Here is an 18,759-nt window from a genome sequence, read left to right as displayed (position 1 = left end):
CGATGGCTCCCCCATCGGTCTTTTACTTTTTCGTTTTATATTTATAGCTTCGATTATAGACTGATAGGCGGCGCATAAACGCCGCCTATTCATTATTACAGTAAATTTATCATCGTCTTCGCCCGCTGATAAGGCGAAAAATCAGGGCAATGCAAAGGACCGGCACGATAATCGGCATCAGCAGGCTAAAAATCCCGCCGATCACAGCAATAATAATAAGGAAAATTCCTATCACTCCAAGAATTACCAGAAGCTTTTTCCACCAACTGTCCATGGAAAAAACATGAATATTTCCATTATTTCCCATGCCGCCTGCATATCTGTCCGCCTTTCTTTCCTGCCTTGAACTGCTTTTTGCAGACTCATAGTACGCCTCCCTGGTTCCCGGCTCTCCTTCTGCCATATCGATAATAGACCTGGCAATGATCCAGGGATCTCCCAGTTCTTCGATCACTTCACTTTCTGTACGCCCTTTTCGTATTTCTTCTATAATATAAGATTCATAATAGCTTACATTTTCCTGTACGATACGGCCGCTTAAATCATTTTCCAAAGCTTCTTTCAGCTTTTTCAAAAACTCTTCCCGCGTCATCTGCAAATTCCTTCCTTTCAGGTTGACTGCCTGCGGTCATAATATCATATCTTTGCCGCAATTCCAAGTGCAGGATTATGAATATTTTCTTATATCTTTCTAAACTTTAGTATTTGCATACCGCTGACTATTTCCGGCACCCTTATACTTCAAAAAGCAAATCACCATAAGACGGCATCGGCCATGCTTCTTTATCCACGATCATTTCCAACTCATCTACCGGACGGCGCAGTTCTTCCATCGCCGGGAAGACAGAATCATGATAATATCTGGCCTGGCTTTCTCCTTCTTCCATGGCCGCAGCCTCTTCCGTCACTTTCTTCAGCACATCCAGCGCTTCTTTCGTCTGTCCAAGCAGTACGGTAATCTCTTTTAACAGATCAGCCTGTACCTGCGGGTCCACACCGGCCTCTCTCACTGAATTGACTGTATCTGCGAGGGATCTCGTATATTTGATGATCGCAGGTATGATCTGTTTGCTGGCCATATCAATCATAGTGCGGGCCTCAATATTGATCGCCTTTGCATAATTTTCATACTTGATCTCTGCACGTGATTCCAGTTCTGCTCTGGTAAATACATGGAATTTCTCAAACAGACTGATGGTTTCCTCTGTTACCAGGGCCGGAATTGCATCTACCATGGAACGAATATTAGGAAGTCCTCTTCTTTCCGCCTCTTTTACCCATTCATCAGAATATCCGTTCCCATTAAATACAATGCGGTAATGCTCAGTTGCATACTGTTTGATGAGATCATGAACCGCCTTTTCAAAATCATCCGCCTTTTCCAGCACATCACATGCCTGTGAAAACGCATCTGCAACAATTGTATTCAGCACAATGTTCGATCCCGCGACAGAATCTCTGGATCCTACCATACGGAATTCAAATTTATTTCCTGTAAACGCAAATGGTGAAGTCCGGTTTCTGTCAGAAGTATCCTTCGCCAACTCCGGCAGTGTACGCACTCCTGTTTCCAGTTTTCCGGTATTAAGGCTGTGAGTCGCTTCCCCTGTGGTAACCAGCTGTTCCAGCACATCCTCCAGCTGCTCTCCGAGAAATACGGAAATAATAGCCGGAGGTGCCTCGTTTGCTCCCAGTCTGTGATCATTTCCCGGATCGGCGGCTGATTCACGAAGCAGCGCCGCATGTTCGTCCACTGCTTTCAAAATACAGGTGAGCACAAGGAGGAACTGAATATTTTCATGAGGAGTCTCGCCCGGATCAAGAAGATTTTTGCCCTCATCTGTTGTCAGTGACCAGTTATTATGCTTTCCGGAACCATTGACACCTGCAAACGGTTTTTCATGAAGGAGACATTTCATTCCGTGTTCAGAAGCAATCCGCTTTAAGGTCTGCATAACAAGCTGATTGTGATCGACAGCCACATTCGCCTTAGCGTAGATCGGCGCAAGTTCATGCTGCGCAGGAGCAACCTCGTTGTGCTGTGTCTTGGATGTCACGCCCATTTTCCACAGCTCTTCATTGACATCTTTCATAAATGAGGCAATACGCTGACGAATGGTTCCAAAATAATGGTCGTCCAGCTCCTGTCCCTTGGGAGGCATTGCGCCAAACAAGGTACGTCCTGTATAGATCAGGTCCTTTCTTTCCAGAAATTTCTTTGCATCAACAAGGAAATATTCCTGCTCCGGTCCTACAGAAGGCGTTACCTTCTTCGCCCTTGTATTTCCGAATAAGCGGATCAGACGAAGAGACTGCTCGTTGATCGCTTCCATGGAGCGAAGAAGCGGTGTTTTCTGATCCAGCGCCTCTCCTGTGTAGGAACAGAATGCAGTTGGGATACACAAAGTAGCGCCGGCTGCATCTTTCCGGACAAAGGCCGGGGAGGTGCAGTCCCACGCAGTATATCCGCGCGCTTCAAAAGTTGCCCGAAGTCCTCCTGACGGGAAGGAAGAAGCATCCGGCTCACCCTTGATCAGCTCCTTACCGGAAAAACTCATCAGCACTTTTCCGGTTTCCATAGGTGCGGAAATAAAGGAATCATGTTTTTCTGCAGTTACACCTGTAAGCGGCTGGAACCAGTGTGTGTAATGAGTTGCGCCCTTCTCAATCGCCCATTCCTTCATCTCATGCGCAATCACATCCGCTGTAGCAAGGTCCAGTTCCTTGCCTTCCTCAATCATCTTCTTCAGATCCTTGTAGACCTTCTTCGGCAGACGTTCCTGCATAGTCGCATCATCGAATACATTTTCTCCGAAAATATCTGCCACATTAAATAATTCACTCATATTTTCCGTAATCCTTTCTTTCTATCTGTTTAAAGAGCTGATGAGGGCTATGTCGTCTGAACATTCCCTTTAACCAGAAAAAGGCACTCCGACCTCCCGGCCGGAACACCTTTATTCCACTTCATTTCTCTTTTCGCTCTTAGGCTTTCCCAACAGAACCGAATAATTCCATCTTTTCTTTTACTGTCTGCATAATTGCATCTGTACCCGGTTTCAGGAGTTTACGAGGATCAAATCCCTTTCCTTCCAGATCTTTTCCATCTTCAATGTATTTACGTGTAGCGGCAGCGAAAGATAACTGACACTCTGTGTTTACATTGATCTTTGCAACTCCCAGATCAATTGCTTTCTTGATCATATCCTCCGGGATTCCTGTTCCTCCGTGAAGAACCAGCGGCATCTTTCCTGTCAGCTTCTGGATGGCATCCAGAGTTTCAAAGCTTAATCCCTGCCAGTTTTCCGGATATTTTCCGTGGATATTTCCGATTCCTGCTGCAAGCATTGTAACGCCAAGATCAGCGATCATTTTACACTCGTTCGGATCAGCGCACTCGCCCATTCCTACAACTCCGTCTTCTTCACCGCCGATGGAGCCGACTTCTGCTTCCAGGGACATTCCTTTCTCAGCGCATACAGCAACCAGTTCTTTTGTCTTTGCAACATTTTCTTCGATCGGATAGTGAGATCCGTCAAACATAATAGAAGAAAATCCCGCTTCGATACACTTGTAGCATCCTTCGTATGTTCCATGATCCAGATGAAGAGCTACAGGTACAGTGATACCAAGTTCATCGATCATAGCCTTTACCATGTCTGCAACAGTCTTGAATCCTGTCATATACTTTCCGGCACCTTCGGATACTCCCAGGATGACCGGAGATTTGCATTCCTCTGCTGTAAGCAGGATTGCTTTTGTCCACTCCAGATTGTTGATGTTGAACTGACCTACTGCATAATGGCCTTCTACTGCTTTTTCAAGCATTTCTTTCGCTGATACTAACATATATTGTCTCCTCCACTTCCTTATACTGCATTATGCCGGCGCAAAGACCGACATAATGTAAACTTTCGCTTTTTTTATTATATATCATCACAGAAGAAAAGACAAGACATTCTGTTTTAACAGCTTTTTAGCTGTTGTATACCTCTTTGTTCAATTCCTTTTCTTTTGCATTTACAATAACATTGGTAGCAGCGTCACCGATAACATTCAGAGGCAGCAGAGCCATTTCAACCGGACGGTTAATTGCTACGACCAGCGCATAAGCGATCATACATGCATCTGATGTCCAGCCCATGCCGGAAAGGATCGTTACGATCAGAGTAGTTCCGGCGATCGGAATAGCCGGGCATCCCATTGCTGCACAGATGGAAAGGAATGCGACCACAACCAGATTTGCCGGTGTCACATCGATTCCTGCAGATGTTGCAATAAATGTAACTGCAAACATATGCATAACCGTTGTTCCGTTCATGTTGATCGTCATACCGGTAGGAAGCACAAAGCTTGTGATCTCCTGGCTGCATCCCAGCTCGTCCAGATTTGTTCTTGTATTCAGAGGCAATGTAGCTGCAGAAGAGTTTACAGAGAATCCGAACACGCCTACTTTCGCGATCTTCTTCAGGAATTTCATCGGATTCAGTCTTGTTGTCAGCCAGATACCGATCGGATAAAGTGTTACTACCAGGATAAACAGTGTGATCATCGCTCCTACAATATAGGCTGCGGCCGGAGCAAGATATTCTGTACCGTAGATAGCGAATGTACGGGATACCAGACAAAAGATCGCGACCGGACCCACTTTATTGATGAGGAATGTCAGATACATATTGACAACTTCGCTGACACTCTCAAACACTTTTTTTAGGGGGTCTCCTTTTTCTCCGAGCGCCTGCAGGCACAGGCCGATCACGATGGCTACAACAACAACTGCCAGAATACTGTTATTGCTGCTGAATACTTCCGTGATATTGGAAGGAACAGCTGTCACAATAGTTGCCAGCGGGTTAAACGCATCAATAGTAGCTGCATCGGTAACCGCTTCTGCAGGAAGATTTACATTGAAAAGTCCCGCTGATTTCATCAGGTATGCCACAACCCCGCCACAGAATGCGCCTACAACATAGAAGCATACAAATCCAAGCACCGTGCGTCCTGCAATCCTTCCAAGCTTGGTGGAACTGGAAATACTGCACATTGCAAGACTTAAGGATACAAGTACCAGCGGTACGATGGCTGCCTGAAGACCTCTCATGAAGAGCTGGCCGATAATGTAAAGAAGTCCCAAAGCTCCTGTACCATCTTCGGCAGTAATATCCTGGAACAGAATCTTGTTGATCATATTCCATGTCGCTTCATTTCCCGAATCAAGCAGGCTGCTTCGGATAAACATAAATATAAGTCCGACAACAAGACCTCCCACAAGGGCAATCATCATTTTCTTTACAACAGACATTTGTTTCTTATTTTCGTTACTCATCTCTTTCACTCCTTTATTTCAGGTGTAATCCTACAGGTGTCTGATCTCGATGCCTTCTTTTTCAAATGTTTCACGGATTCTCTGTACAAACGCAAGCGCTTTCGGTCCGTCGCCATGCACGCAGAGGGTATCTCCTTTAATATCCAGTTCTTTACCGTTGATGGATGTTACTTTTCCTTCTTTGATCATGCGCACGCATCTTTCGATAGCGATATTTTCATCCGTGATCATGGATCCTTCCATTTTTCTCGGTACCAATGACAGGTCATCCATATAAGCACGGTCCGCAAAAATTTCAGAAGCGGTGCGAAGTCCTTTGCTCTCTGCGATCTGCCCGAGAACGGCTCCTGCACAATAATATACAATCAGATCTTTGTCCACTTCTGTAATCGCTTCAACAATAGCAGTGGAAATCTCTTCATCATACTGGCACTGATTTCCCATTGCGCCATGAGGAGCCACGTGCTGAAGTTTCATACCATAGCTCTTTGTAAAGGCAGACAGGGCTCCAATCTGATATTTCACATAGTTCTTCACTTCCTGGAAAGAAAGAACCATTTTCCTCCGGCCAAATCCCATCAGATCCGGATAGCCAGGATGAGCGCCTACCATAACGCCTCTCTCTTTCGCCATGCGTACTGTCTTGTCCATCACCATCGGATCGCCTGCATGCCATCCGCATGCAACATTTGCGGTCGTCACGTATTTGATGATCTCCTCGTCGCCCCCAAGCTTATAGGCTCCAAAACTTTCGCCCATGTCACTGTTCAGATCCACATGATACATAATTATTTCCTCCTTTATTAATTTCCTTTATTTTCTTCAGACACGCTGTACAGATCCACCAATTTCCCGGTCAGATCTCACTCATGTCTGAATAATTTATGCGTTTACGACATTCTGCGGCTGTCCGTCCACATATGCTTTCAAATTTGCCACTGCAATATCCATCAGTCTCTGCCTGGATTCCTTTGGAGCCCATGCAATGTGAGGAGTCAGGATGACATTCTTTGCTCCAAGGAGCGGATTGTCCATTTTGATCGGCTCTGTGGAAACCACATCCAGAGCTGCTCCCGCAACCTTGCCGCTGTCAAGAGCGTCCCTTAAATCCTGTTCCACAATAAGAGGACCTCTGGAATCGTTGATGATCATAACGCCGTCTTTCATTTTTGCGATCGTATCTTTGTTGATGATTCCCTCTGTATCCGGGAATAACGGGCAATGAAGAGAAATAACATCGGATTCTTTCAAAAGTGTATCAAGGTCCGTATAATGACATGTGTCGCTTTCAAGCTCCGGTCTTTTAAACGAGTCATAAGCAAGAACTTTCATGCCAAGCGCCTGTGCGATCTTTCCTGTGTCCTGTCCGATACGGCCAAATCCAATGATTCCCATTGTTTTTCCATCCAGCTCAACAAGAGGATGTTTCCAGAAACACCAGTCCGGATTGCTGCTCCACTCTCCTGCCTTTACTGCATCCGAATGTTCTCCGATATGATGGCAAAGCTCCAGAAGAAGGGCAATCGCAAACTGTGATACTGCTGCCGTTCCATATGTAGGAATATTGGATACCGGGATTCCTTTTTCTTTTGCAGCTGCAATATCGATGACATTATATCCGGTTGCCAGAACTCCGATAAATTTAATACTCGGGCAGGCATCCAATGTCTCTTTGGTGATCGGAGTCTTGTTTGTGTAAACTACTTCTGCATCGCCAATCCTCTCTATGATATCTTCCGGTTTTGTACGGTCGTACACTGTAACCTCGCCAAGAGCTTCCATTCCTCCCCAGCTGATATCTCCAGGGTTCAAAGTATATCCGTCTAATACAACAATCTTCATAATAATTCCTTCCTTTCTTTTACAGTTCATAATTTCTTTCAATAAAGTCTGTGTGGAACATACCGCTTAGGAAATCCGGATGATGCAGCACATCATACAGAAAATCCCTGTTTGTCTCCACCCCTTCTATCATCAGTTCGCTAAGGACGCTGCTCATCTTGGAAATAGCTCCTGCACGGTCCCTGTCGAACGTGATAACTTTTACGATCATGGAATCATAGTACGGGGGAATCCGGTAACCCGGATAAATAGCCGTGTCCATGCGGATTCCATTTCCTCCCGGCAGATGTATCTTTTTTACCGTCCCCGGACAGGGCATAAATCCGTGAAGGGGATCCTCTGCATTGATCCTGCACTCAATAGCATGTCCCCGGAATACAATATCTTCCTGCTTCACACTTAGCGGAAGCCCTGCTGCCGTGCGGATCTGCTCCCGGATCAGGTCAACACCGGAAACCAGTTCGCTGACCGGATGTTCTACCTGGATCCTTGTGTTCATTTCCATAAAAAAGAACTCCCCCGACTGATCCAGCAAAAATTCTATGGTTCCTGCATTTTCGTATCCCACTGCCCGGGCCGCTTCCACTGCCGTGCAGCACATTTTTTCCCGAATCTCCGGAGAAATAAAGGCGCAGGGTGACTCCTCGATCATCTTCTGATGCCTTCTCTGGATAGAACAGTCCCTTTCCCCCAGATGTACTACATTGCCGTACCGGTCGCCTATGATCTGTACTTCCACATGTCTCGGCGCCTGTACATACCGTTCCAGATACATAGTACCGTCCCCGAACGCGTTGATCGCTTCCTGCTGCGCTGCATGGAAAAGAGCCGGAAATTCCTGCTGTGTATAAGCAAGCCGCATCCCTTTGCCGCCCCCGCCGGCAGAGGCCTTTATCATAACAGGAAAACCAATCTTGTTTGCTTCTTCCAGTGCTTCTTCCCCGCCGGATACAGGAAAATCCGTTCCCGGCACCACCGGAATCCCGGCCTCTTTCATGGTTTGCTTTGCCTCGGATTTATTTCCCATCTTCTCGATCAGCTCCGGGGACGGGCCAATAAATGCTATTCCACATTCCTGACACATCCTGGCAAATTCCGCATTCTCTGACAGAAATCCAAAGCCGGGATGGATTGCCTCCGCTTTCAGAGCCAGGGCTGCTCCTATGATCTGCTTCATATTAAGGTAGCTCTCCGCCGGAGCAGCCGGTCCAATGCACACCGCTTCATCCGCCAGCCTGACATGCATTGCATCGGCATCTGCTTCAGAGTATACTGCTACCGTTCGGATATTCATTTCTCTGCAGGCACGTATGATCCGCACTGCGATCTCTCCGCGATTCGCGATCAATACTTTCCGAAACATGTCTTCACTCCCTACTCTTCTATCACGAACAGAGGCTGTCCGTACTCTACAAGTTCTTTATCCTTCACTAATATTTCCGAGATCGTCCCTGCACATCCTGATACTACATCGTTCATCAGTTTCATAGCCTCTATTGCTCCAAGCACCTGCCCTGCCTCCACACGGCTTCCCAGGGTTACGGATGTCTCTCCTTCCTGGCTTCCTGCTGCATGGAACACCCCTACAAGAGGAGATCTTATGATCGTTCCCTCCTGGATAGACACTTCTGCATCTTCGGTCTTTCTGCCGGAACCACAAACCGAGGTATCCGGCTGTGCTTCCCCCTCCGGTTCCCGGCTGCTTCCGGATGATTTTTTTATGCGGATACGAAAGTTTTCTTTTTCCAGCTCAAATTCCTCTACCCCGGATTTTTCCACTTCACGCAGAAGATCAATGATCTTTTCATACTTCATACGATTTTCCTCCGCTAACTTCTCTGGCCCAGCTTCTTTTCCAGATTCTGCAGCTTCTTCTTATTTCTTAAATAAAGTTCCTGTGCAAGCTGGATCCCCACTCTCACAAAATGAACCTTATATCCCGGCTGTGCCTGCGCCAGCTTAGGCAGATCCACCGAAATAACGGTTCCGATCTTCGTATAACCACCTGTCGTCTGCCGATCCGCCATCATGATAATGACCTGTCCATTGGTAGGCACCTGAATGGAGCCGAACGCCACGCCGTCTGTCAGTATATTTCCATCTTTGATATGCTTCAGAGGTTCTTCTCTTTCCAGCCTGATCCCCATCCGGTCAGATTCATTGGTGATCACTGCACTGTACCAGAAGAATTTCCGCACTTCCTCTTCAGTAAATGCACTGTCCTGTGGTCCGGTCACTACCCTTAAGGTAATATCGCCCTGCGGAAATACCTCCGGCTCCATCCTGCGCATCTCCATATTAGGAAGTGTTGTCCTGGGACAGCAGAAGCCGATCCTGTCACCTTTCTCCAGTTTGCGGCCTTCCACTCCGCCAAGTTTATTTCTCATCAATGTCGCCTTGCTTCCCATAACAACGGGCACATCAAGCCCTCCGGAAAATGCTATGTAAGCCCGGCTCCCTCCGCTGGCAACGCCAAAGGAAAGAGTATCTCCGGCATGTACCAAAACTGCCTGGTACATAGGAATCGCCTCTCCATTCACACTCGGAGATACATTGGCTCCTGTCACTGCAATGATATTATCCTTCTCAAACTTCAGCTCCGGTCCCATAAAAGTAATCTCCAGCGCACTTTCACCTCTCCTGTTTCCGGCCAGAATATTGGCAATATAGAAGGACTGGGTATCCATGGGGCCGGCTGGCGATACTCCGAACTGCTGGTAGCCGAAGCGCCCTTCGTCCTGTACGGTGGTCTGTATACCCGGATTTTCTACAATAATTCCCATGCTATTTCACCACCTTTTTTACATATGTCTCCAGTTTATAAGTTCCCCGCTCTACATCAGAACGGATCTGGTCATATTCCTTCCTGCTGACAGGCTGATATTTTACCCAGTCTCCTGCATTGACAAGGAAAGGCTCCTCTTTGGAATAGTCACAGATATTGCAGGGTGTGCCTGCCACGATATTCCAGCCGCATGGCTGATCGAATGGAATCAGGTTTGACTGATTCTCCGCCGCCACAATGGAGCGCCCGTTAATATGTACTCTCGGCTCCGTTCTTCTCTTGAAATGGAACGGTTCCTCAAATCTCGCCATATACGCATGTCCCGGCGCAACTCCCAGCATATACGCATAATATTCATGTTCTGAATGCATCCGGATAAATTCCTCTACCGATACCTTCTCAAATGATGCACACTCTTCCAAATCCCACGCAAACTCCTTGTCATAACAAATAGGAAGAACCTTTACGATCTGTGAAACTTCTTCTTTTTCTTCCCCGCCTGCATCCAGCCTCTTTTTCACTTCTTCCACCAACTGTCCGTAAAGAATCTTTTCCGGCTTATAATGGATCATCAGTGTGGCATAGGTAGGAACCATCTCCGCAATACCGTCCACCGGATCCGCCTCCAGTTTCTGCATGAGGCTTTTTACTCTTCCGTTGACTTCCAGGCTGATTTCGTCCCCAAGCTGTACATATAAAGACTCATCGCCGCCCGTCAGAAATTTTGCCTCCATGACCTTCACTCCTTTCTCTCACTTTGATTTTTGTGCGTTTTGTCTATTTGTCACACTTAATTTTCACGTTTCTTTATTAATTACAGCTAGTATAGCATAGGGATTTTCTAATAAAAAATAGATTATTTGTCTATGAATTATTAACATTTTCTATTTTTCCTCCATTTTTCAAGAAGTCATTTTTATTTGTTGCTATTTTCTGTTTTTCTCTCTGTTTTACATTCAAAACTCTTATATTATCTGTAAATTTCTTAAATAGTATCTTTTTTCAAAAAAACAGACACGCGGGAAAATGACGCGTGTCTGCCAAAACAGATTTATGAATTATTTTAGTATCATATATTTACTCTTTTTATATTTAATCTGATTCCTGTTTTTTCTCAAAAGATCCCCAATTCCTGTCCAGAAGATAGCGCTCCATCTTTTCTTCAAAAATCTGTACCGCTTTCAGAGTAGCCTCATTGGGATATCTGTGTTTGATCTTATAAATCGTACGCTCCGGCGGCTGTACCTCATTGGCGATCCGGCTGATATAAATAGGTTTCAACTGCGAGATCCGATCCACTACCGACGCCGGTACAATCGCCCACACTCCGTCTTCCTCCAGCATATGATCAAGAAGCCCGAAACTGTCTACCCATACCTTAGGAAGTCTCCCCTGACCGATCCTCTGGTCATGCCATATCCGAAAATTTCCATCCCAACTTACAAATACCTCATCCGAAGGGTCCAGTTCGTCTGTATGGATAGACGGTTTTCTGATTCTGGCATTCTCCGGCTGTACAATATACATCTTCTCTCTTAGCACCGGTTCTGCTATAATATTGCGAAAATGCAGATGATGATAAACAAACCCGATATCAATCTCATGATTTTCCAGAAGCCCATACAGCTCGTAAGAATAATGCGTTTCCATATGGAGATTCATAGCCGGATTCTTTTCTGTCAATATTTTGTGGTAAAGATCCATAAGGACTGCATTCATCGTGTCTGTACATCCTACAGTCAAATAGAGCCTGTCCTGTCTGTGTTTCAAAAGCTGCATCTCTCTCCAGATCGATACCCATCGCTCCGCTATGGGGATAAACTCTTCTCCCTGCGCTGTAAGCTCAATCTGTTTATATCCCTTTTTCCTTGTAATGAGCTTTACATCCAGTTCATCCTCCAGAGATTTCAGCCTATGGCTTACTGTAGGCTGAGATAAAAAAAGATTTTCCGCAGTCTTACTGATATTTCTTGTTTTTACGATCATCAAAAAGGTTTCTATCTCGGATATGTTCATATTGCCTCCTGTATCGTCTTCTCAAAATATAGAATTTATTAATATTATACAATGAAATTCTTCATTTCACAATTTCTTTCCCCCATGCTATGATGAAGGCAACAATAAACGATTAAAATTCCTGTTAAAAAAGGAGGAGAAATCATGAACACAGAACACGGAATCTGGTTTCCTGATGAGTATCAGAAACATTTAAAAAACCAATTTTGCTATGCGGACGAGGATCCCTTATATGGCCCCCGGCTTTTCTTCGAGAACTCCGGCGGCTCATTAAGGCTTCGCAAAGCAGTAGAAGCAAAAACAGCAGCAGAACAGTTCCCGGATTGTCCGGAAAGAAATTATGCAAGGGGGCTTAAGCTGGCTCATTATGTTTCCGAAGGAACAAAAGAAATTCTGGAAGTAATATTTGGTGCAAAAACCGGCGCACTGGTAACAGAACTTTCCGCTTCCCAGACAATGTTCCAGGTCGTAGACGTTATTCTTGAAAATGTAAAATGGGGAACAAACGCAGTGACATCCTGTTTGGAACATCCTTCCGCACACGACGCCGTGGAATATGCATGTGCAAGAACAGGACGAGAGTTCCGCGAAGTTCCTGCAAACCAGACAACGGGAGGAATTGATGTTGAGGAAGTGCTGAAACATGTTGACAAGGACACCTGTCTGGTAAGCATTATGGCTGCTTCCAACATTTCCGGAAACATCATGGATATTAAAGAGATTGTCCGTCGGGTAAAAGAGATCAATACCGAAATTTATGTGATCACTGACACAGTTCAGCACGCTCCTCACGCTGTGATCGATGTGGAGGACTGGGGCGTAGACGCCGCCAATATCGCTCCTTATAAATTCTTCGGTGTAAGAGGATGCGGATTTGCCTATGTATCTGACCGTGTAGCTACTATGATGCACCACAAACTGACTCACAAAGACGCAGATGTATGGGCACTTGGAACGCCGACTCCCGGTAACTTTGCCGCTATTATGGAAGTTATCAATTATGTATGCTCTATCGGTGAACATTTTATTCACAGTACAGACAAGCGTACTCTTTTCGTTGAAGGTATGAACCGCATTCACATGCAGGAACGGGCAATTTTGTACCGGATGCTGGAAGGAACCAAGGAAGTTCCGGGACTTCGCCATATCCCGAATGTGGAAGTGTATGTAGATATGGAAGATCTGACATGGAAGGACCTGATCATTGCCATGGGCATCAAGGGTCTTGATTATCCGGAATGTGTCATTGAATATATGAAACGCGGCGTCACAGTATTTGAGCGTGTACGCAGCAGCATGTATTCTAAGAGAATCGTAGAGACATTGGGAATCCCTGGAGCAATCCGTGTATCACCTCTCCACTGCCACGGCAAGGAAGATGTGGATAAGTTCCTCAAAATAACAAAAGAAATTGCAGAATCTGTTTAAAACCGCTCTCTTTTTACTCATTTCCCATATATACATTCAGAAAAACCCCGGACCGCCAAACGATCCGGGGTTTTTCATTCTTCTTTATAAACTTTCAGCACCTCTTCCTTTATGCATTCTACATACGCTTTTGCTCCTTCTTCTGTCAGATGAGTCTCATCCGCGTCGAAGTACTCTGCATGTCCTTCACTTACACCATACCAGTCAATGAGATAAGTATTGTCTGTGGAGTCTGTAAATTCATAAATCTCTTCATTATTTGATGTCTCCCAGGTCGTATAAGGCGCTCTGGCAGTGAATACAAAAAACGGCATGTCCGGTCCCAGCTTTTCGCGCATTGTACCTAGTGAATCATAGAGAAGTCCATTACTTCCAAGCGCAAAAATCACTCCGTCCCCAGCCCATCCTTTTTCATTTACATAAGAATCATACAGATCAAAGCTTTCTGTTGTATATCTGCTGACTGCCGCATCACAAATACTGTTTGGAAAAGCTGCATAAAATTCATCGGATGCTCCCAGGGCTATGGAATCTCCCATAAGCAGCAAATCAAGATCCGCAAGAAGTTCCTCGTCTGTCATCTCTTTTCTTGACTTACTTTCTTCTCCTTCACTATCTGTCTGCTTTGCTTTCGCCTGATCAGCCTGCGCCTCTAACTCTTCTTTGTTACTCAGCACACTCTTGCGGGGCACCAGAGCTACACATAGTATGGAACTGACTCCAACAATCAGGACAAATGCTGTCATTTTCAAGCCTCTTCTCAAAAAACGAATCTGTCTTTTACGTTCTCTCCTTGTTCTTGGCTCCCTTCTGATAATATCAAGATTTTTCCTGATCACTCCATGACGAATTGGCGTTTCTATAAAACGGTAAGAGAATCCAGCCGCAAGAAAAGTCAGGAGAATCGCAATCAGGCCAATCCACCAGCTTGCTTTTTTACCTCCGCTAAGCAAAAGTATAATAGGATAATGCCACAAATAAATACCATAAGAACGCTCTCCGATCCATTTCAGCGGCAAAATGCTTAAAACTCTCCCTAAAACGCTTCTTTTGTTCAGTACTGCCAAGATAACAAAGAGAGCTAACAGGGAAGCAAGCGCCTGTCCTCCTCTATACAAAAAGCTGCTGTATCCGTCAATGGCTGCCATCATACACAAAAGCCCTGCAAAAGACAGCACGCCAACGCTTTCCCTGATGAGTCCTGCAACTTTCCTTTCCAACCTTCCATCCTGTGTGACAAAAGCTAAGAAGGATCCAAACAAAAGAGAAAATACTCTGGTATCTGTTCCATAATATGCTCTGCTTGGATCCTTGGCCGGGTCAAATAAAACTCCCATCAGAATCACAGATACAAAAGCCAGCAAAATGGTCACAATCATCATTTTTTTCTTTTTGTTCCGCAATTTAGATAAAAATATGAGAAGCAGCGGATACACCAGGTAAAACTGCGCTTCAATCGCCAATGACCAGCAATGCGTCAGCGGGGAAGGAGCTCCCGCATTTTCAAAATAAGAAACATTGTTGAAGATCTGCCACCAGTTATTATATCCTAAAAGTACAGAAAGCAGGTCAGAGCAGGCTTTTGTGAACAATACCCTATTGAATATGGCAGTGACAAAGATCAATACAGGCAGCATCGTCAGAACAGCCGGCAGCAGTCTTCTCATGCGCCTGATCCAGAAATTTTTTAAATTTATCGTATGCGTATTTTCCAGTTCCGTGATCAAAATCCTTGTAATCAGAAATCCGGATATAACAAAAAATACCGTAACCCCCAGCAAACCGCCTTTCGCAAATGGCAATCGCAAATGATAGGCGAAAACCATCAGTACCGCTACTGCACGCAGTCCGTCTATGCCATATATATATCCTTCCCGTTTTTCCGAACCGGTTTGTCCTGCTTTCATTTGTATATTCCTCTCATTTTTCTTTGATTCCATCATATTATACTATATCTTCGGCTTCCAGTACAATGCTTCTGCCGTCTCGTTACATACCACTTCTTTAAGCACAAAAAAAGCCTTGTTTCCAAGGTTTTCCAAGTGACTCCGAGGGGAATCGAACCCCGGCCTAAAAGCCCGCAATCCCTTGTGGTTACTGCGTTTGCGGCACATTGCATTTGATACACTTTGATACACTTTTGATACACCTGACATCAGAGACCCGCCACCTGATCGATCGCTTCGATCTTCTGTCTCATGCTCTTCCGATCCTTGTAGTAATAATTCTTTGTAGTCTTAATATCCGTATGCCCCATCTGAGAAATAATAAAAGATTCTTCCGCACCGCTGTCCAGCAGGATCGTCCCGTATGTTTTCCGGATTTTGTTCAGCGACCTGACCGGAATATCCAGTTTCTGGCAGATGGACTTCAACCGCCACGTAAAACTGTAAGTCCGGATCCGCTTCCCGTTCTTCATAAACACATATTCGCCAAACGGATTTTGCCTCTTAATCTCTTTCACAATCCATAACGCCTGTTTCGGGATCAGTACGGTTCTTATGCCGGCTTCTGTCTTTGGAAAATCCCGTACCTCATACACATTTTCGCCATCCTCATTTTGATAATGGATCTCTGTTCTGCGTACATCAACACTTCTATCCAAGAGATCTTCCTTCTTCAGTGCGGCCAGCTCACCAGGTCGGACACCCGTCTTAAACGCCAGAAGGAGTCCGAGATTAATAAGATCCAGCTGCGAAGAAATAATGTACTGAATAATCTGGTCAGTTTCTTCCTCGGAAAACACCAGTGCCTCATCCGGCTGCTGATTTCTTTGGAATGCTTTTCTTGAGATTTCCATATCAGAGATCACTTCTGTGATACTGAAATCAATGTACTTTTTCTTTTTTGCCAGCTTGAAGATCCCATAAATAAGTGTCCTGAGATTACTGTACCCTTTTGCAGTCAGATTCTTTTCATGGATAATGTTCAGAATGAAATCTTCAATTTCATATTCTGACACGGATTTTATTTTACGCCGACCGAACACTTCCATACATTCTGAAAATTTTCTGTCATATCTGTTTTTGGTGGCAACAGATATTTCTTCTCTGGAAAGTTTCCCTGTGATCCACTGTTCGTAAACATCCTTCACCGTTGGATTTTCCATCTGTTCCTTCCAGTAATCCACAACAATATCTTCTATTCCCTGACGCGTACTGCTCCTCTTGTGTATCCGTTTCTTTTCAGCATCCGGCAAATAGGTATGCCAGAGTCCCTCTTTGCCTTTCCATATGCTGTATGGATGTTTTTCTATCAATTCCTTTCGTTTATTCAAAGCAATCTGCTCTTGAACGTATTTCACATCAATCATACCGTTTTCAAGAGCGTACTGCAATACATCATTCAGTTCTTTTCTTTCTATTTGCCGGTCACCTCCTTTACGCAGTTTCCCTTCAAACAAGGACAGGGCCTGTATGCTGTCAGGCAGTTTCAAGGCAGCCTTCAGGCAGTTTGAAAGTTACGGTTTTCTATATTTTTCAGGACTTAGGCAGTTTAGGCAGTTTATTTCACTTCTTAAATAGAAATAAATTATAAAATAAAAAAAGAAGTCATTTTTACCCGCCTGAAACGCCTGGATCATTTCTGTTACTCTGTACGGACTTCCACATGAATCCCGCGGAAGCCGCGCACGGTTTTCCCATTTCTGCCGGGAAGATTCTTATCATAGGTCAGCCCCAGTGTTTCTGCATTCTCATTCAGATACTTCTTGAAGGTATTCTCTGCCCTGGGCCTTTCCAGATTGTCCTCGCACCATTTCCGGTAGGCAGCGTAAAGCCGCCTGGAACTGGCATAGGTTCCGTCTTCCCTTCTCACATATCCGGCAGAATTCAGGAATGAAATGATATTATTTTCATTCTCCATCAGATCTTCCAGGTTCTTCCTCGCCCAGTCGCTGATGCTGAATTCAAATCCGTTCCGGACCAGCCTGTGCAGGCCTTCCAGACACCACAGTACGATCCCTTCTGTCTCCCGGATAAGCTTATCCCCCAGATACCGGTCATCCTTCCGGTCGGCAGGCCGGTCTTTTGTCGTCAGTAGGATCTGCCTGCGATAGAACCCATAGGACTGATCATGGAGAGATTTCAATGATCCGTTTTCTCCAGCAGATCATTCAGAAATGCCAGCCATTTCTCCGGTTTTGGTACGTCCGGATCATATCGGACCGGGAGGCGGTTCATCGTCCATTCTTTTTCTTCTGTAAAAGTTCCGTCCAGATAATACGTTCCATTGGAAAAATGAACCCGGTCTTCTTTTAACGGAGGCATTTCACACTGGCACATCAGCTTCAATGTACTCAGGATCCGATCCACCATCTTTGCCACATTGGTTTTCTGATAGGGCCGGATCTCATCAAGGATCTCTTTGCGGATCACCTCATCACTGATTTCTCCGTCCAGATCATAAAGTTTGTCGTGGATGCATTTCCGTTCTTTCTTCCGTAGCAGGTACTCACCAAAGGCGATCTCATCAATCTGCTTCCCGTCAAACCAGTCCGAAACATCAGGAGGCTGTACATTATCTGTCTCGCCCAGCAACTGTTTCAGGGCTTCCAGGTGTTCCGGTTTCAGGCTCTTGAGGTCTTCCTGCATACCTGAGGATCTCCTTTCCGGCGGACAGCAGAAGTTCCACCCGTTCTTCCAGAGGAGCGCACAACAGAATATCCATCAGATACTCCACTCTGGGAATCCGATCCAGCGCTTCACAAAACCTGGAATCCCAGTCCGCATCCAGTTCTCCTGGGGCATACTGTTTTTTCCAAAACAAAAGTTGATCCCGATAACGCCCAAGTATGGAAAAGCACCGTCTTTCCAGTTTTTTATAGTTCTGTTCTAATGACACTGCTTTCACCTTCTTTTTTCGTTTTCCCCGATCCGGCGGCCGCTGCTTCTCATACCGGATCCCGAAATCATCTGCCAGTTTCAGGGCCGCTTCGCGAACAGACAGGCTAAAATATCCCGCCACGAAATCAATCACATCCCCGTCTGCCTGACACCCGAAACAATGAAATCTCTGATCCAGCTTCATGCTGGGATGCCGGTCATGATGGAACGGGCAGCGTGCCATACCCCTGCCTGTCACTTTGATCCCGTAATATTCCGCCGCCTGCCTGGTGGTCACTTTGCTTTTGACTGCTTCATACACATTCATTTCCTATCCCTTCCTTTCGCTTTGCAACAGTCTTTGAAGGGAAGTGATCGCCTCTTCATCTATAGAAAGGAAATCGGGTGATTTTACAGCGTGGAATTGCAAAAAAGTTTATTTTTATGAAAAGTTCACTGGACTTCTTACAAAAATATTCCTACAGCTGACTTCTGAATATTTTCCCCTTTGTGATAAACGAAGGGGAAAATATTCAGAA

Annotated in this window: 17 protein-coding genes; 1 reads left to right on the top strand and 16 read right to left on the bottom strand. The window is 45.3% G+C overall.

The genetic code is table 11. The annotated features are described in order from the left end of the window. Window positions 1-109: 109 nt before the first annotated feature. The 11 genes from WJ238_RS11130 to WJ238_RS11080 all read right to left on the bottom strand — a co-directional run bounded on the left by WJ238_RS11130 (window position 110) and on the right by WJ238_RS11080 (window position 11,969). The gene (locus WJ238_RS11130; protein WP_230105118.1) at window positions 110-592 is read right to left on the bottom strand and encodes a DUF1700 domain-containing protein; all 483 of its coding nucleotides are present in this window, start codon (window positions 590-592) and stop codon (window positions 110-112) included. Window positions 593-734: 142 nt separating this feature from the next. Then, window positions 735-2,846 carry a glutamine synthetase III family protein gene (locus WJ238_RS11125; RefSeq protein WP_230105117.1) on the bottom strand — a complete coding sequence of 704 codons (2,112 nt, stop codon included), beginning with the start codon at window positions 2,844-2,846 and terminating at the stop codon, window positions 735-737. Between the two features lie 139 nt (window positions 2,847-2,985). Continuing rightward, complete coding sequence (gene fba, locus WJ238_RS11120; RefSeq protein ID WP_230105116.1) at window positions 2,986-3,849, bottom strand: class II fructose-1,6-bisphosphate aldolase; 864 nt, start codon at window positions 3,847-3,849, stop codon at window positions 2,986-2,988. Between the two features lie 127 nt (window positions 3,850-3,976). Next, window positions 3,977-5,326, bottom strand: coding sequence for a dicarboxylate/amino acid:cation symporter (locus WJ238_RS11115; RefSeq protein WP_337606960.1), 1,350 nt, complete (start codon window positions 5,324-5,326; stop codon window positions 3,977-3,979). 30 nt (window positions 5,327-5,356) lie between these two features. Continuing rightward, complete coding sequence (locus WJ238_RS11110; RefSeq protein ID WP_230105114.1) at window positions 5,357-6,112, bottom strand: LamB/YcsF family protein; 756 nt, start codon at window positions 6,110-6,112, stop codon at window positions 5,357-5,359. 96 nt (window positions 6,113-6,208) lie between these two features. After that, window positions 6,209-7,168, bottom strand: a complete 960-nt coding sequence (locus tag WJ238_RS11105) for a D-2-hydroxyacid dehydrogenase (protein WP_337606959.1) — start codon at window positions 7,166-7,168, stop codon at window positions 6,209-6,211. Window positions 7,169-7,187: 19 nt separating this feature from the next. Further along, window positions 7,188-8,531 carry an acetyl-CoA carboxylase biotin carboxylase subunit gene (gene accC / locus WJ238_RS11100; protein ID WP_337606958.1) on the bottom strand — a complete coding sequence of 448 codons (1,344 nt, stop codon included), beginning with the start codon at window positions 8,529-8,531 and terminating at the stop codon, window positions 7,188-7,190. 11 nt (window positions 8,532-8,542) lie between these two features. Then, window positions 8,543-8,983, bottom strand: a complete 441-nt coding sequence (locus WJ238_RS11095) for an acetyl-CoA carboxylase biotin carboxyl carrier protein (protein WP_230105111.1) — start codon at window positions 8,981-8,983, stop codon at window positions 8,543-8,545. 14 nt (window positions 8,984-8,997) lie between these two features. Then, the gene (locus WJ238_RS11090) at window positions 8,998-9,951 is read right to left on the bottom strand and encodes a 5-oxoprolinase subunit C family protein (RefSeq protein WP_256192999.1); all 954 of its coding nucleotides are present in this window, start codon (window positions 9,949-9,951) and stop codon (window positions 8,998-9,000) included. Window position 9,952: 1 nt separating this feature from the next. After that, entirely contained in the window at window positions 9,953-10,687 is a 735-nt protein-coding gene (locus tag WJ238_RS11085; protein ID WP_230105109.1) for a 5-oxoprolinase subunit B family protein, read from the bottom strand. 358 nt (window positions 10,688-11,045) lie between these two features. Next, window positions 11,046-11,969, bottom strand: coding sequence for a LysR family transcriptional regulator (locus WJ238_RS11080; RefSeq protein ID WP_337606957.1), 924 nt, complete (start codon window positions 11,967-11,969; stop codon window positions 11,046-11,048). A 144-nt stretch (window positions 11,970-12,113) separates the two neighbouring features. Between WJ238_RS11080 and WJ238_RS11075 the strand changes: the two genes are divergently transcribed. Next, entirely contained in the window at window positions 12,114-13,397 is a 1,284-nt protein-coding gene (locus tag WJ238_RS11075) for an aminotransferase class V-fold PLP-dependent enzyme (RefSeq protein ID WP_337606956.1), read from the top strand. A 74-nt stretch (window positions 13,398-13,471) separates the two neighbouring features. Here WJ238_RS11075 and WJ238_RS11070 read toward each other — a convergent pair whose 3' ends face one another. The 5 genes from WJ238_RS11070 to WJ238_RS11050 form a co-directional block, all read right to left on the bottom strand. Then, window positions 13,472-15,304 carry an acyltransferase family protein gene (locus WJ238_RS11070; protein ID WP_337606955.1) on the bottom strand — a complete coding sequence of 611 codons (1,833 nt, stop codon included), beginning with the start codon at window positions 15,302-15,304 and terminating at the stop codon, window positions 13,472-13,474. A 248-nt stretch (window positions 15,305-15,552) separates the two neighbouring features. Beyond that, entirely contained in the window at window positions 15,553-16,833 is a 1,281-nt protein-coding gene (locus WJ238_RS11065) for a tyrosine-type recombinase/integrase (RefSeq protein ID WP_337606954.1), read from the bottom strand. 152 nt (window positions 16,834-16,985) lie between these two features. Further along, on the bottom strand, window positions 16,986-17,486 hold the full coding sequence (locus tag WJ238_RS11060) for a primase-like DNA-binding domain-containing protein (protein WP_337606953.1): 501 nt from the start codon (window positions 17,484-17,486) through the stop codon (window positions 16,986-16,988). Next, window positions 17,483-17,989, bottom strand: coding sequence for a hypothetical protein (locus WJ238_RS11055; RefSeq protein WP_337606952.1), 507 nt, complete (start codon window positions 17,987-17,989; stop codon window positions 17,483-17,485). Before WJ238_RS11055 ends, WJ238_RS11060 begins: the two co-directional genes overlap by 4 nt. Further along, a complete protein-coding gene (locus tag WJ238_RS11050) occupies window positions 17,916-18,548 on the bottom strand; it encodes a CHC2 zinc finger domain-containing protein (RefSeq protein ID WP_337606951.1) in 633 nt (210 codons plus the stop codon). Before WJ238_RS11050 ends, WJ238_RS11055 begins: the two co-directional genes overlap by 74 nt. Window positions 18,549-18,759: the final 211 nt, after the last annotated feature.

It is taken from the genome of Claveliimonas sp. (genome assembly GCF_037273965.1).
Lineage (GTDB): Bacteria > Bacillota > Clostridia > Lachnospirales > Lachnospiraceae > Claveliimonas > Claveliimonas bilis.
This window is presented reverse-complemented; position numbering and strand designations above follow the sequence as displayed.

What these genes read in the sequence shown, in the direction of transcription:
- WJ238_RS11130 (WP_230105118.1), bottom strand. Translation starts at nt 592, where the DNA reads ATGACGCGGGAAGAGTTTTTGAAAAAGCTGAAAGAAGCTTTGGAAAAT.
- WJ238_RS11125 (WP_230105117.1), bottom strand. Translation starts at nt 2,846, where the DNA reads ATGAGTGAATTATTTAATGTGGCAGATATTTTCGGAGAAAATGTATTC.
- fba (WP_230105116.1), bottom strand. Translation starts at nt 3,849, where the DNA reads ATGTTAGTATCAGCGAAAGAAATGCTTGAAAAAGCAGTAGAAGGCCAT.
- WJ238_RS11115 (WP_337606960.1), bottom strand. Translation starts at nt 5,326, where the DNA reads ATGAGTAACGAAAATAAGAAACAAATGTCTGTTGTAAAGAAAATGATG.
- WJ238_RS11110 (WP_230105114.1), bottom strand. Translation starts at nt 6,112, where the DNA reads ATGTATCATGTGGATCTGAACAGTGACATGGGCGAAAGTTTTGGAGCC.
- WJ238_RS11105 (WP_337606959.1), bottom strand. Translation starts at nt 7,168, where the DNA reads ATGAAGATTGTTGTATTAGACGGATATACTTTGAACCCTGGAGATATC.
- accC (WP_337606958.1), bottom strand. Translation starts at nt 8,531, where the DNA reads ATGTTTCGGAAAGTATTGATCGCGAATCGCGGAGAGATCGCAGTGCGG.
- WJ238_RS11095 (WP_230105111.1), bottom strand. Translation starts at nt 8,983, where the DNA reads ATGAAGTATGAAAAGATCATTGATCTTCTGCGTGAAGTGGAAAAATCC.
- WJ238_RS11090 (WP_256192999.1), bottom strand. Translation starts at nt 9,951, where the DNA reads ATGGGAATTATTGTAGAAAATCCGGGTATACAGACCACCGTACAGGAC.
- WJ238_RS11085 (WP_230105109.1), bottom strand. Translation starts at nt 10,687, where the DNA reads ATGGAGGCAAAATTTCTGACGGGCGGCGATGAGTCTTTATATGTACAG.
- WJ238_RS11080 (WP_337606957.1), bottom strand. Translation starts at nt 11,969, where the DNA reads ATGAACATATCCGAGATAGAAACCTTTTTGATGATCGTAAAAACAAGA.
- WJ238_RS11075 (WP_337606956.1), top strand. Translation starts at nt 12,114, where the DNA reads ATGAACACAGAACACGGAATCTGGTTTCCTGATGAGTATCAGAAACAT.
- WJ238_RS11070 (WP_337606955.1), bottom strand. Translation starts at nt 15,304, where the DNA reads ATGAAAGCAGGACAAACCGGTTCGGAAAAACGGGAAGGATATATATAT.
- WJ238_RS11055 (WP_337606952.1), bottom strand. Translation starts at nt 17,989, where the DNA reads ATGCAGGAAGACCTCAAGAGCCTGAAACCGGAACACCTGGAAGCCCTG.
- WJ238_RS11050 (WP_337606951.1), bottom strand. Translation starts at nt 18,548, where the DNA reads ATGAATGTGTATGAAGCAGTCAAAAGCAAAGTGACCACCAGGCAGGCG.